The 13119-nt window shown below is 41.9% G+C and carries 14 protein-coding genes; 10 read left to right on the top strand and 4 right to left on the bottom strand.

Going from position 1 to position 13119, the window contains the following annotated elements:
- Nucleotides 1–139: 139 nt before the first annotated feature.
- From L1D50_RS15720 to L1D50_RS15700, 5 genes are all read left to right on the top strand, one after another.
- Complete coding sequence (locus L1D50_RS15720; RefSeq protein ID WP_128727113.1) at nucleotides 140–385, top strand: hypothetical protein; 246 nt, start codon at nucleotides 140–142, stop codon at nucleotides 383–385.
- A 186-nt stretch (nucleotides 386–571) separates the two neighbouring features.
- Complete coding sequence (locus L1D50_RS15715; protein ID WP_239966369.1) at nucleotides 572–901, top strand: hypothetical protein; 330 nt, start codon at nucleotides 572–574, stop codon at nucleotides 899–901.
- Between the two features lie 334 nt (nucleotides 902–1235).
- On the top strand, nucleotides 1236–3074 hold the full coding sequence (locus L1D50_RS15710) for an ATP-dependent DNA helicase (RefSeq protein WP_128727115.1): 1839 nt from the start codon (nucleotides 1236–1238) through the stop codon (nucleotides 3072–3074).
- On the top strand, nucleotides 3064–3750 hold the full coding sequence (gene tsaB, locus L1D50_RS15705; RefSeq protein ID WP_128727116.1) for a tRNA (adenosine(37)-N6)-threonylcarbamoyltransferase complex dimerization subunit type 1 TsaB: 687 nt from the start codon (nucleotides 3064–3066) through the stop codon (nucleotides 3748–3750). Before L1D50_RS15710 ends, tsaB begins: the two co-directional genes overlap by 11 nt.
- A gap of 44 nt (nucleotides 3751–3794) precedes the next feature.
- Nucleotides 3795–4091 (top strand): hypothetical protein, encoded by a 297-nt coding sequence (locus L1D50_RS15700; protein ID WP_128727117.1) that lies wholly within the window; start codon nucleotides 3795–3797, stop codon nucleotides 4089–4091.
- Nucleotides 4092–4378: 287 nt separating this feature from the next.
- Here the strand turns inward: L1D50_RS15700 and L1D50_RS15695 are convergent, their stop codons facing one another.
- The gene (locus L1D50_RS15695; protein ID WP_138524227.1) at nucleotides 4379–5671 is read right to left on the bottom strand and encodes an alkaline phosphatase; all 1293 of its coding nucleotides are present in this window, start codon (nucleotides 5669–5671) and stop codon (nucleotides 4379–4381) included.
- 181 nt (nucleotides 5672–5852) lie between these two features.
- Here L1D50_RS15695 and L1D50_RS15690 point away from each other — a divergent pair, with 181 nt between their 5' ends.
- The 3 genes from L1D50_RS15690 to rnd all read left to right on the top strand — a co-directional run bounded on the left by L1D50_RS15690 (nucleotide 5853) and on the right by rnd (nucleotide 9778).
- Complete coding sequence (locus L1D50_RS15690; protein ID WP_138524226.1) at nucleotides 5853–6725, top strand: alpha/beta hydrolase; 873 nt, start codon at nucleotides 5853–5855, stop codon at nucleotides 6723–6725.
- 192 nt (nucleotides 6726–6917) lie between these two features.
- Nucleotides 6918–8570, top strand: coding sequence for a long-chain-fatty-acid--CoA ligase FadD (gene fadD, locus L1D50_RS15685; RefSeq protein WP_128727120.1), 1653 nt, complete (start codon nucleotides 6918–6920; stop codon nucleotides 8568–8570).
- Nucleotides 8571–8647: 77 nt separating this feature from the next.
- Entirely contained in the window at nucleotides 8648–9778 is a 1131-nt protein-coding gene (rnd, locus tag L1D50_RS15680) for a ribonuclease D (RefSeq protein ID WP_128727121.1), read from the top strand.
- A gap of 45 nt (nucleotides 9779–9823) precedes the next feature.
- Here rnd and minE read toward each other — a convergent pair whose 3' ends face one another.
- Genes minE through minC form a run of 3 tightly spaced genes read right to left on the bottom strand, consistent with a single transcriptional unit; the run spans nucleotide 9824 to nucleotide 11605 of the window.
- The gene (gene minE / locus L1D50_RS15675; RefSeq protein ID WP_010372964.1) at nucleotides 9824–10084 is read right to left on the bottom strand and encodes a cell division topological specificity factor MinE; all 261 of its coding nucleotides are present in this window, start codon (nucleotides 10082–10084) and stop codon (nucleotides 9824–9826) included.
- Nucleotide 10085: 1 nt separating this feature from the next.
- A complete protein-coding gene (minD, locus tag L1D50_RS15670; protein ID WP_095727585.1) occupies nucleotides 10086–10895 on the bottom strand; it encodes a septum site-determining protein MinD in 810 nt (269 codons plus the stop codon).
- Between the two features lie 5 nt (nucleotides 10896–10900).
- Nucleotides 10901–11605, bottom strand: coding sequence for a septum site-determining protein MinC (gene minC / locus L1D50_RS15665; protein WP_128727122.1), 705 nt, complete (start codon nucleotides 11603–11605; stop codon nucleotides 10901–10903).
- A gap of 135 nt (nucleotides 11606–11740) precedes the next feature.
- Between minC and L1D50_RS15660 the strand changes: the two genes are divergently transcribed.
- Nucleotides 11741–12022: a YcgL domain-containing protein gene (locus tag L1D50_RS15660; RefSeq protein ID WP_128727123.1), complete on the top strand. Its 282-nt coding sequence runs from the start codon at nucleotides 11741–11743 to the stop codon at nucleotides 12020–12022.
- Nucleotides 12019–13035 (top strand): lytic murein transglycosylase, encoded by a 1017-nt coding sequence (locus tag L1D50_RS15655; protein WP_128727124.1) that lies wholly within the window; start codon nucleotides 12019–12021, stop codon nucleotides 13033–13035. The genes L1D50_RS15660 and L1D50_RS15655 overlap by 4 nt, the downstream gene beginning before the upstream one ends.
- The last annotated feature ends 84 nt before the right edge of the window (nucleotides 13036–13119 follow it).

Raw genomic sequence — 13119 nt, 5'->3', positions numbered from 1 at the left:
TATATCTGCTGTTCAAAAAGTTCATTTATAGATAAACATAATTTTGTTCTACTTGGCAATCATTTTTTAACGCAAATTAAAGAATAGCTTATAACAGCCGATAATAAGCAATATCAACAGCAGGTTAGTGGAGGATCATATGGATGCATTCAAACCCTTTTTAGCCCCTATCGTAAGACTTGATGTCGCACATAAGTCTGCATTTCATGTAGCTGGTGTACAGCACTATAAGATTGAAAAAATTAAGAAAGACCTCAAAACAGATGTCGAACTTAAACGCCAAGCTGCTGAGCATGAAAAAATTAAAGAAAGTGAAGATGAAGAGGATGAGGAGGAAAAATCTCACGAAGAACATAAGGGTGAGAATCTAGATACATGGGCCTGAATAGCGAACAACCTATTAACTGTGGCAGTACCATATTAAACAAACCTTTGATTAGCCTGATTGAAAGCGCAAGCTCGGCTCACCCACTTTATATTCGAGAAGCTCCTTACAATAAACCTCTTAGGATATAATTTTCCAGTCAAACTGGTCGTTTATTTAGGGAGAAATAATATATTAAATAAATCAGTGAAGAATCTCATAGGTTACTTTGTTGTAGGTCTGTCTGTGCTAGCATTAGCCCCGAGTGTTGTACCTGGTAGTATGGCTGTCTTAGCATTTTACTCAAGCCTTGTACTACTCCTAGTTTCCTTGTTTACCATTTCTTCAGCCAATCACCGCCACTTTCAATTGACAGCAATCATTGTCGGCGTCGGTATGTTGGTTTTGAATGATTACTTGCGTGTTGTCATGCCTTCGCCAGAATCTACTTGGACTAACCGCATCGCTTTATATCTCGTATATCTCACTATTTGTGGGGTGGGTATGATCAAGATTAAACGACAACTTAACAGGTAATACCAGTTGTATTAAGTAAATGATCTATTTCGAAGCGGGGAAATAGCTTTAGTAGCTAGGCAAAAATTTTGCTATTTAGTTGTTCTAAATGAAAAGTTTTTAACGAAGCTAATATGCTATTTCACCCTTCAAATTGATTAGATAATTAATTCAATTGGTATCCACTCTCAGTTATTGCCAAACAGCGGTTGCGATTTGATGCTTAGCCACATACAATTTCGCGACCTGTCTGTTTGTAAACTACATTACTTTGGCTGTATCTACGACTTTCTCTTCTACGGGGCCTTTAGCCCAGCATTTCCCGGGCTATCAACCAAGGCAGCCCCAAATTGATATGGCAATTGCGGTAGAAGAAACTATACAAAATGGTGGACAATGCATCGCCGAAGCAGGAACAGGGACGGGGAAAACATTTGCTTATCTCATTCCTGCCTTTCAGTCTAAAGGTAAAGTCATCGTCTCTACCGGCTCTAAGGCCTTGCAAGAGCAATTATTCCATCGTGACGTGCCGACCCTAAAAAAGGTGCTTGGCAGTGGTAAAAAAGTCACTTTGCTAAAAGGTAGAGCCAATTACCTTTGCCCTTATCGCTTGTCACAGCATTTGAGCCATGTGCCAACCGACGACCCAGATGTTATGCACCAACTTGCTATGGTTGCAAAGTTCGCTTCTGAAACACACAGTGGAGACTTAGCCGACTGTGTTGGTATCGAAGAAGACGCAAAGGTATTACCCTACGTTACTTCAACTGCAGATAACTGTTTAGGGAAAGAGTGCCCAGACTACGAAGACTGTTATATCCGAAAGGCAAGATTAAAGGCAGTCGATGCCGATGTTGTGGTGATCAACCATCATTTATTTTTTGCCGATATGGCCGTAAAAGATTTAGGCTTTGCAGAGCTAATGCCAACCGCGGATAGCTATATCTTCGATGAAGCACATCAATTACCGGAAATTGCCAGTGACTACTTTGGTGAGACTATCAGCACTAAAGCTTTGCAGGCGCTTATTAACGATTTGAGGGTGATCTACCGCGCTGATATTCCAGATATGTTACAACTTGGCAAAACACTCAATAAATTGGAAACCAGTGTCGCCGATTTGCGTTTGGTATTTGGTGGCGATGGTGCTCGTGGTGATTGGCGTGAAGCGCTGGCGAATAAACCGATTTGCGATGCCATGCATCGAGTGATAGCTAACTTAGACTTTCTCTATAAAGTACTCAAACTTTGTCTGGATAGAAGTGAAAAAATAGAACACCCATTTGAAAAGGTCATGACCTTTAAAAGCCAGTTTGAACGTGCCTTTGATACCAGCCAAACCGGATTTAGTTACTGGTTCGAAACCACAAGACGCTTTTTATCTATTCATATCACGCCGCTTGATGTATCAAGTAAGTTTGCACAAATTGTCAAAACCACTGAGGCAAGCTTTGTATTTACCTCCGCCACCTTATCCGTCGATAATTCCCTCGAGCACTTCAGTCGTAGCCTAGGGCTCAAACCGACCTCACAATTTATTGTTGAGAGCCCATTTGACTATAAGCAACAAGCCTTGTTATGCCTGCCACGCTATCTACCAGAGACCCGTGACGACCTAATGCCACATGCGCTGGTAAAGCTTGCAAAGCAAGTGATTGAAGCGGCAAAAGGGCGTACATTTTTACTCTTTACCAGTTATCGCGCGATGCATTTAGTCTACGAAGGACTGAATACGGCGCTGCAATATCCCATTTTTATGCAAGGGCAAGCATCTAAACGGATAATACTCGAACAATTTATTCGGCATGGAAACGCCGTACTACTTGGTACAGCCTCCTTTTGGGAGGGCGTGGATGTGAGAGGTGACACTTTGAGTTGTGTTGTCATTGATAAGCTACCATTTGCTTCACCAGATGACCCTTTGTTGCAAGCTCGTATGCGCGACGCTGAAATGCGTGGATTAGAACCCTTTGATGCAATACAACTCCCCCAAGCTGTAATCGCGCTGAAACAGGGGGTTGGGCGATTAATTCGTGATGCTAACGATAAAGGTGTACTGATTATTTGCGATAATCGCTTAGTTACGAGAAAATACGGCCAGACGTTTTTAAGTAGTTTGCCTGATATGTCTCGCACGAGAGACTTAAACAAGGCAATTCGATTTTTAGAGAATATTGATAAAAATGAAAAATAACCTGTTGGCCATAGATGCCTCCACCGAAGCACTCAGTATTGCATTGCACTATGAAGGCAAGTTTATTCGCCACTTCGAGGTTTGCCCACAGCAGCATAGTCAAAAGATACTTCCCTTAGTTGAACGTATCTTACGCGAAGCCGATATCACTCTTAGTGAGCTGGATGGCATTGTATTTGGACGTGGGCCTGGCAGCTTTACAGGGGTGAGAATAAGTACAGCAGTTGCGCAAGGCTTAGCATATTCTTCAGGTCTTAAGTTGGTTGGTGTTTCAACTTTGCAGGCGATGGCGCAACAGGCATACATGGAAGCAGGCAAGTCCAGCGTAGTGTCGGCAATAGATGCACGTATGGGTGAGATCTACCTATGCCAATACAACGGGGAAACTTGTGGTGTTATTCAACCAAGCACCGAAGAAACAGTTATTACGCCTGAAAATATCGACTTTACATCGAGTGGTGCGGCAGGTGTTGGTACAGGATGGCAAGCATTCTCAGAGCTTGCTACACAGCTTGACTGCGAAATCATTGACAATATCACATTACCAGACGCTTATTACATGCTGTTTATAGCCGACGATAGTTTCACACAAGGCTTATCTGTGGATGCGGCTGACGCCCAGCCGCAATATGTGAGGGATACTGTGACGTGGAAAAAGTTGCCAGGTCGAGAATAAAGGCGTATTTTTATACAAGCATATCGTATTTATTGAGCTAGAACGTGAAACTAAATTCAATCATTCAACAAGCTGGTACTTACCAAGTAAAGCCACAGCCTAAAAAGGCCGTGAGCCCTGCTATTGAAGACGGAAATACGGCGAAGCTCAATACCGCACAGATCAAAACCAGTGAAAAGGGCATTGCGTTGGTGGAGCAGTTCCAGTCGCAGCAACGTTCGACTATCTACGACCGCCCTAACTTTCGTACTGGACAGGCAATTAGTGAATACAAAGCAATTGCAACGGAAGCAAGACGAGATGAGATAAAAAGTATGATTGGCGTTTCTGTTTACGCGTAATACCAATTCACTTAATTAAGTGGTCTATTTTGAGGCAAGAAAATCTTGTCGATACACCGCTACCGCGTCCTGCTATCGCTAAGGTACCTGCATCCATGTAGGCATGACAAAAATTTTGCTATTTAGTTGTTCTAAATGAGAAATTTTTAACGCCGTTAGCGTCAGATTTGCTCCTTCAAATTGAGCAAGTATTAAGGCTAATTGGTATATTATCTCATCCAAAACTATAAAACAAAGAAGGTCAGCAAATGCTGACCTTCTTTGTTTGAAATAGTAGATGAAGATTTCTACTTTTTAATAAATCCAATCAGTTTATCCGCAATTGCGGTATTGTTTTGCGAGCCAATGAACGCTTCTTTACCTTTACCATGGGCAAACACTTGTACATCGATAGCGGTGTGACCACCCGTTGTCCAACCAGTGAAAGATGCATCACTAATTGCCTCTTTAACGACAATGCTAAGCGCCTTCGGACCCTGTGAAAGTGCTTCTTTTACCTTTAGCTCAGTCGCACTGTCATACTCAAGACCTGTGAGCTCTTGCCATGTTGCTTTAACGTCTTTTGTCTTTGCAAGTGCTTTTGCAATTTCGCCCGCTGAACCTTTCACTTTAGCGATCACATCACGTTCCCAGCGATACTGACCATTCGCACCAAGCGTTAATCCACCGGTAGAGTGATCTGCTGTGATCACCAAGATAGTGTCTGGGTTGTTATCAACAAAAGTCTTTGCCAGCTTAATTGACTCTGCAAAGTCGTCCATTTCATGCATAGCACAAGCGATATCATTAGCATGTCCACACCAGTCAATCTGACTACCTTCAATCATTAAGAAGAAGCCTTTATCATTTTGATTTTCCAATAATGATAGCGCCGTTTTAGTCATTTTAGTTAGGCGCTGCGGCTCTTCATCAATTGCGAATGGCAGACCTACTTCTGCGAACAGACCCATAGCAGGAATTTTATTTAGCGTTTCAAGCTTGGATAAAGCATCAACGTATTGATAACCTGCGTCTTTAAATTCATTAACTAGGTTTCTATCTTCACGAATGAAGTATTTAGTGCCGCCACCAAGCATAAGATCTACGGGTAGTTTTCCTGCGATTTTATTGTCGATGTAATCATTGGCAATGTCGTCATAGTTACGACGCGATTCATTATGAGACGCGAAACTTGCAGGTGTTGCATGGTTGATTTGCGATGTTGCAACAAGCGCGGTTGTTTTACCTTTTCTTTTCGCCACTTCAAGCATCGTTTCCAAATGTTCTTTATGGGTGTCTACCGCAATTGCGCCATTATAGCTTTTAGTTCCTGTACTCAGAGCGGTTGCACCTGCAGCACTGTCTGTTACAACCGTGTCGTCGTCTGGATAGGTATGCGCCATACCAACCAAAATAGAGTCGAAAACCGTTGGGTCAACCACTTTCGTGGAAGGGTCATCTTTAAAATAACGATAGGCAGTGGTATAAGCTGGGCCCATGCCGTCGCCAATCATATAAATGATATTTTTTGGAGCAGCCAGTGTCGGATCCGCAAATACTAACCCAACAAATGAGGCCAAAAGACCAGTTTTGAATTTCATTGTTATTCCCGTGTACTTTTCTAAATAGAAACCTGTTGTTCGAACCTCGCTACTTGCATACCCGAAAGGTAGCTGTGTTCAAATTAAAAATATTTTCAACAAATCAAAGTAGTAAGTTCAAATATGTCACGGTAAGATGATAAATCAATGATGATACAATGAACACTAAAAGAATTAATCGATGTCTATAGATGCGATAAAAGAACAAAAAATCGGGCCATTCTCCTACCAAAGCTGGGGAGAGGGGGATCAAACTGTGGTCTACCTTCATGGTTGGCAAGACAACAGCAACAGTTTTGTGCCGCTTGCGTCATTTGGCAATGAAAAATATTCTCATATTGCGCTTGACTTACCCGGCCACGGACGATCAGATTGGAAAAGCACGGATGCCTTTTATTACTTTATAGACTATGTTTATGATCTGAAATGTTTTTTAGATTTAGCACAGATCCAAACGTGCCATATTGTTGGTCATTCTATGGGAGCAATGATAGCTAACTTATTTGCTAGTTGTTATCCAACACGTTGTTTATCTTTGGTTATAATTGAGGGCATAGGGATAGTGAGCACCTCAGAGAGTGATACCAAAACCCAGCTCATTAATGCGTTTAGTTCTCGAGATAAATTAAAACAATCTGAACCAAGGGTTTATCCTGATATAAATACGCTTGCGCAACTGCGCAGTAAAGTCAGTGATATTTCTGTAGAAATAGCAGCGATGCTTATGGCAAGAAATACTCTGTCGCATACTGATGGCGTGCAGCTTAGATTGGACCCACGGCTAAAGCATCACTCTGGATTTAGATATTCCATCGCCCAAGCAAAATCAGTACTCAACGGGATATCTGTTCCAACTTTACTGGTTTTAGCGGAACAAGGATATGACATGATTGTCAGACAATATAATCAATTTAAGGGCTGTTTCGACTCACTTAAGCTTGAGAAAATGCCTGGCGGCCACCATTGCCATATGGAAAACCCAGAAATTTGCTATAAGCTAATTGAAGCGCACCAAGACAGCAACAGAACATCGTTTACAACCCAAGGAGCGTAAAGAATAAACTAATCATGGAACGAAAAGTTCACAAAGAGCATTAAAGCCCACGTTTCAACAGCATCTAGATTGTAAATCCTCAGATATTGTGGGAATATGGCGCTTTTAGAGTATTTGCTCAATTGTTAAAGTGCCTTACATCGTTTATGGTTTAAGGTGAATATAAAAATAACGAGAACACAGGAGCTAAGAGTGGAAAAAATCTGGCTTAAGCGCTACCCAGAAGGTATGCCTGAAACTATCGACCCAGAGCATTACAACTCATTGCTTGAATTATTTGAAAAAAGTTTCGCAGATTATGCCCAGTATCCGGCCTATACCAATATGGGTAAGACACTGACTTATCAGCAAGTTGATGAAAAAACCAAAGCAGTTGCTAGTTATATACAAAACGAATTGAAGCTTGGCCGAGGCGATAAAGTTGCAGTCATGATGCCAAACTTATTACAAACCCCTGTTACCATTTTAGGGGTACTGCGTGCTGGTTGTACCGTTGTAAACGTCAACCCGCTGTACACGGTACGCGAATTGGAGCACCAGCTGAATGACTCAGAGTCAAAAGCTATCTTTATACTTGCGAATTTTGCCCATACCCTTGAGCAAGCATTACCAAAGACAAGTGTGAAACACGTAGTGCTCACTGAGATTGGTGACATGTTAGGTGGCTTTAAGAAGCATTTAGTTAACTTCGTTGTTAAGCACTTCAAGAAAATGGTACCGGACTTCAGCCTGCAAAATACAATCCCTTTCAAACAAGTAATTGCAGCAAACCCCGCAAAATACAGTAAACCAGAAGTGTCTCTGAGCGATCTTGCCTTCTTGCAATATACTGGCGGTACAACTGGCGTATCTAAAGGCGCAATGCTAACTCATGGCAATATGGTAGCAAACCTAGAACAAGTTTCAGGCTGTTTAGACACAGTGTTAGATAAGGGAAAGGAAGTCGTTATTACGGCCTTACCGCTTTACCATATTTTTGCACTTACAGCGAACTGCCTAACCTTTATGAAGTACGGTGGTCACAATATTTTGATTACCAATCCACGTGATATGCCTGCGTTTGTAAAAGAGCTAGCAAAGGTTCCATTTACCGCTATCACAGGTGTAAACACATTATTTAATGGATTATTAAACACACCGGGGTTTGCCGACCTCGACTTTTCAACCCTGAAAATGTCTCTAGGCGGGGGTATGGCTGTACAACGCCCTGTCGCTGAACGTTGGCAGAAAGTCACAAAATCAAAACTGATGGAAGGTTATGGCCTTACAGAATGTGCTCCGCTAGTTACTATCTGTCCGCACGATCTAGAAGCCTACAACGGTTCTATTGGTTTACCGGCCCCAAGCACTGATATTAAAATCATAGATGACAATGGCAATGAAACCCCTAAAGGTGAACCCGGTGAACTATGTGTTAAAGGCCCACAAGTGATGGCTGGTTACTACAATCGCCCAGACGCAACTGCCGAATGTTTAAAAGATGGCTGGTTTGCAACGGGTGATATCGCTACTTATGATGATGACGGTTTCTTCTACATCGTTGATCGTAAAAAAGACATGATCTTAGTGTCTGGCTTTAACGTTTTCCCTAATGAAATCGAAGAAGTCGTTGCTATGCACGAAGGCGTATTAGAAGTTGCGGCGGTTGGCGTGCCACATGAGGTTAGTGGTGAGCAAGTTAAAGTTTTTATTGTTAAAAAAGACCCATCTTTAACAGAAAAAGATATAATTGCACATTGCCGAGATAATCTAACGAACTATAAAGTACCAAAGCTAGTTGAGTTTAGAGATGAACTGCCAAAGACTAATGTTGGTAAAATACTGCGTAGAGCGTTAAAAGAATAACAAATAGAGCCGGCACTAGCCGGCTTTTTTATAACTAGCGTGATATGGCTAGTTATGTAAATTGCATGGGAGTAACAGTGCAGTATCAAGTTATTGAAAGCCAAACAGCACTAGATGAATTTGTCTTGTCTATTTCGAAAGCCAAAGTGCTCGCCGTCGACACCGAATTCATGCGTCGCCGCACCCTATACCCAGAAATTGCTCTATTACAGATCTTTGATGGTAACCACCTTGCTCTTATCGATCCATTAGCCGATATAGATTTTAGTAGGCTTTGGACATTATTTTCAGATACTAGTGTTTTAAAAGTACTCCATTCTCCTTCGGAAGATATCGAAGTATTTCTAAAGTTCGCAGGTTTTATCCCATCACCAATATTCGATACCCAGTTTGCTTTACAGTTGTTAGGTGAGGGTAGTTGTATTGGTTTTGCTAATATGGTGAAGCAACTTAGAGACGTAGACATTGACAAAAGTGAATCCAGAACAGATTGGTTACGCCGCCCTCTAACTCAGAGCCAATTAGATTACGCCGCCTCCGATGTATATCATTTACTGCCATGTTTTGAGACTATTCAGACGCGAGTAAATGAAAAGCAGCTATTTAACATAGTGCTTCAAGAAAGTGAATTGCTCGCTCAAAAGCGAAGTTTCCGCCAGCCAGATGAAGTTCTTTACCTTGATGTTAAAAACGTATGGCAGCTCAAGCCTAGAGATCTTGCCACCCTGAAAGAACTTGCAGCATGGCGCAGAGCCAAAGCAGAGAAAAAAAACTTAGCACTCAATTTTGTGCTAAAAGAACATAATATGGTGGAGATTGCCAAACGTCGTCCAAGCTCACTGGGTAGTTTACGCAATGTTCCGGGTGTTGAGCCCATGGAAGTCAATCGCTCAGGTAAAGAAATTCTCGCCTGTATAGAAAAAGCAAAAGAGGTGAGTGAACAAAATTGTCCACAACGCGTAAGAAGACTCATCGACTTTAAAGGTTATAAAGCAGCCTGTAAGGATATCAAACATGTGGTCGCTAACGTTGCAGAGGATAATAATATTCCGGTTGATGTGTTTGCCTCAAAGAAACAAATAAACCAAGTGATCAGCTGGTCGTGGAAAAAATCACCAGAAGAAAAACAGTTGCTGATGAGGCCGGACCTCGCTCTAGGCTGGAGAGCTCAGCTTATTGGGGACAAATTAGACAGCTGGTGGTGCTAAACAAATAAAAGGGCTACCTACGCATAGCCCTTTTTAAATTCGAATTTACTTTTCATCATCAGGTAAAGTGACGTTCAGCTCAAGTACTGCTAAATCATCTTCATTTTGTTCAAACTGTACGTTGACAGCATCCGAGTCTACCTTTACATACTTACGAATAACATCAAGAATGTCTTGCTTGAGTTGTGGTAAGTAGTCCGGCGTACCACGCTTTGATCGTTCATGAGCAACGATGATCTGCAGTCGCTCTTTTGCAAGCGACGCGCTATTTTTTTTCTCAGAGCGGAAATAATCTAATAATGACACCTTACCCTCCAAAGATCCGCTTGAAGATACCTTTCTTCTCAACTTGCAAGAAGCGGAAATCGACGACTTCACCTAGTAAGCGGTTAATTGCATCGCTATACGCTTGGCCAGCATCGGACTCTTGGTCTAATATAACAGGCTGACCTGAGTTAGATGCATTGAGTACCGCTTTTGATTCAGGTATTACACCCAGTAAATCAATCGCTAGAATTTCTTTAACATCGTCTACAGACAACATTTCACCGCTGTCTACACGCTCTGGATTATAACGTGTCAGCAGTAAGTGTTCTTTAACCGGCTCTAGCCCCATTTCCGCACGCTTGGACTTACTTTGTAGAATCCCCAAAATGCGGTCTGAGTCACGAACAGATGACACCTCAGGGTTAGTAGTAACCACTGCTTCATCTGCAAAGTATAAAGCCATCATAGCACCCGCTTCAATACCAGCTGGTGAGTCGCAAATAATGAAATCAAATTCTTCTTTCATTTCATTTAACACACGCTCAACGCCTTCTCGAGTAAGAGCATCTTTGTCACGAGTTTGCGAAGCTGGAAGTATATACAGCTTCTCAACACGCTTATCTTTGATTAACGCTTGATTTAGATTAGCTTCGCCGTTGATGACATTAACAAAATCATACACCACGCGACGCTCGCATCCCATTATTAGGTCAAGGTTTCTAAGACCAATATCAAAATCGACAATGGCTGTTTTATAACCCTTTAGCGCTAAGCCAGTACCAATTGCTGCACTTGACGTTGTCTTACCAACACCGCCTTTACCTGAAGTTACGACAATAATTTTTGCCATCTGATTTATCCTTTGACCAAAGCTGTAATTTTTAATGATTCGTCTTGTTGTGTTATTTGAGCAGCTTGACCCCAGTGTTCACCTTGCAGTGAATCACTGATCCAATAACTCCCGTTTATAGACACTAGCTCAGCTTCTAAGCGTTGACAGAATATACTAGTGTCTTCTTGGCCTTGCGCACCTGCGATTGCACGACCACGCAACGTACCGTAAATGTGCACATTACCATCTGCGATAACTTCTGCACCGTGACTTACAGCACCTAGCACGATCAGATCGCGGTCTTTAGCATATATTTGCTGACCACTACGTACCGTTCCGTTCACAATTTGAGCAGGAAGATAAACTTGTTTTTCTATTACTTCAGCTGCTTGAGATTGCGATGGGGCACTCGGTTGCACATCCCTTGAATAGTTTAGTACAGAAAACCCGGCTTCTTTGGCTAAGTCGTGCTGACTTTGAGTACCGCTACATACACCCACTGGATTGAGCTGTAAATCGACCAGTGTTTGCTTTAACTCTTTGAATTCTACAGTTTGCTCCTGAACATCAGCTAAATTGACCACAATTGGTGCCCCTTGAAAAAATTTAGGTGCTTGCGAAATTTTGCTATCAAGATCTTGTCTTAACTTAGTCAGATCTAAAGAAAACAACTGTAGTACAGAGAGTGTAAATAGATTTCCTTTTAGTTCGAATGTTTGATTTGCCATATGTACTCAAATTTCTGTTACAACCGCCGCTAAAGCCTTATTTACCTGACTTTAGAGGGTAGTAAAACTTTCCACAACTTACTAATAGCATGGTATAGTGAGCGCCAATGATTAGCAAGAATTTATAGGCTTATAATGCTCACTGCCATATACAAAAGTCCAAAAAAAGCGGATACCTACCTTTTTGTAACCAAAAGAGATGATTTCTCCAACGTGCCTGCACCTTTAATGGAAACTTTTGGCACGCCGGTCTACGTCATGATGGTTGATCTTGCTAGAAGAACAAAGTTGGGTATTGCAGATCTTGATACGGTTAAGCAAAAGTTAACTGATGATGGTTTTTACTTGCAGCTTCCCCCTCACACAGAAAGTTTGCTAGATGAGTTTAAAAAGCAAAATGGAGTAACAGATTCGTGATAAAAAAAATTTCCCTATTAGTAGCCTCAGTTTGTTTGTCCACATCAGTTTTCGCCAACACTCAAGCCAAGTTTGATGAGTATCTTAATAATCTGAAACAAGAAGCAATTGAAAAGGGTTACTCGCAAAAATTAGTTGAGGACGCTTTTGCTACGGCAGTATTTAAGGAAAAGGTAATTAAGGCAGATAAAACCCAGCCAGAAATTGTCGAGACATTAGAGACTTACTTACCAAAGCGCGTTCCTGAGTGGAAAGTAAAACAAGCTCGCAAACTTTATAAAGAACACCAAGAATCTTTAGAAAAGATAGCAAAAGAGTATGGTGTGCAGGCGCGCTTCATTGTTGCCCTATGGGGCCTTGAAAGTAACTTTGGCCGCATTCAAGGTGGTTACCCGGTTATTAGCGCTTTGGTAACGCTCGCTTTTGATGGTCGTCGAGAAGCTTTGTATAAAAGACAGCTATGGGCTGCACTGGATATTTTAAGAGACGGCCACATCGGCCTAGATGACTTTAAAGGCTCTTGGGCGGGAGCGATGGGGCAAACTCAATTTATGCCAACGTCATTCACTTCTTACGCAGTTGATTATAACAAAGATGGTCGTAAGGACATCTGGACCACACAAGAAGATGCGTTTGCTTCAATTGCAAACTATCTAAAAAGTGTGGGCTGGAACGATGATCTTACTTGGGGTCGCCAAGTACAGCTTCCAGAAGGTTTTGACACTAGCTACATTTTAAGGCGTGGCACCAAGTCACACAAAGAGTGGCTTAGTGAATGGCGTAAGTCAGAGCGTTCACTACAAGAGTGGCAAGCGCTTGGTCTTCGTAGAATGGACGGCACTGACTTACCTCAAGTGAATATCACTGCGGCATTAGTAATGCCAGATGACGCCAATGGCCGTATGTACCTTGCTTATGACAATTACAAGGCCTTGATGAACTGGAATAGATCTTATTACTTTGCCTCAAGCGTTGGATATCTATCTGACAGAATAGGTTATCCAAAAATCTAACGATCACGACACAACGACCAAGCCCGTTTTAGCAACGGGCTTTTTTATACACTTGGCTTGAAAATGCCTTAAACAAAATATAAT

This window comes from Pseudoalteromonas sp. Isolate6 (assembly GCF_022398435.1).
GTDB classification, from domain to species: Bacteria; Pseudomonadota; Gammaproteobacteria; order Enterobacterales; family Alteromonadaceae; genus Pseudoalteromonas; species Pseudoalteromonas galatheae.
This window is presented reverse-complemented; position numbering and strand designations above follow the sequence as displayed.

Excerpts from the sequence above, each read along its gene's own strand:
- L1D50_RS15690 (WP_138524226.1), top strand. The coding sequence starts at position 5,853 with ATGTCTATAGATGCGATAAAAGAACAAAAAATCGGGCCATTCTCCTAC.
- tsaB (WP_128727116.1), top strand. The coding sequence starts at position 3,064 with ATGAAAAATAACCTGTTGGCCATAGATGCCTCCACCGAAGCACTCAGT.
- L1D50_RS15695 (WP_138524227.1), bottom strand. The coding sequence starts at position 5,671 with ATGAAATTCAAAACTGGTCTTTTGGCCTCATTTGTTGGGTTAGTATTT.
- minD (WP_095727585.1), bottom strand. The coding sequence starts at position 10,895 with ATGGCAAAAATTATTGTCGTAACTTCAGGTAAAGGCGGTGTTGGTAAG.
- L1D50_RS15660 (WP_128727123.1), top strand. The coding sequence starts at position 11,741 with ATGCTCACTGCCATATACAAAAGTCCAAAAAAAGCGGATACCTACCTT.
- L1D50_RS15720 (WP_128727113.1), top strand. The coding sequence starts at position 140 with ATGGATGCATTCAAACCCTTTTTAGCCCCTATCGTAAGACTTGATGTC.
- minC (WP_128727122.1), bottom strand. The coding sequence starts at position 11,605 with ATGGCAAATCAAACATTCGAACTAAAAGGAAATCTATTTACACTCTCT.
- L1D50_RS15710 (WP_128727115.1), top strand. The coding sequence starts at position 1,236 with ATGGCAATTGCGGTAGAAGAAACTATACAAAATGGTGGACAATGCATC.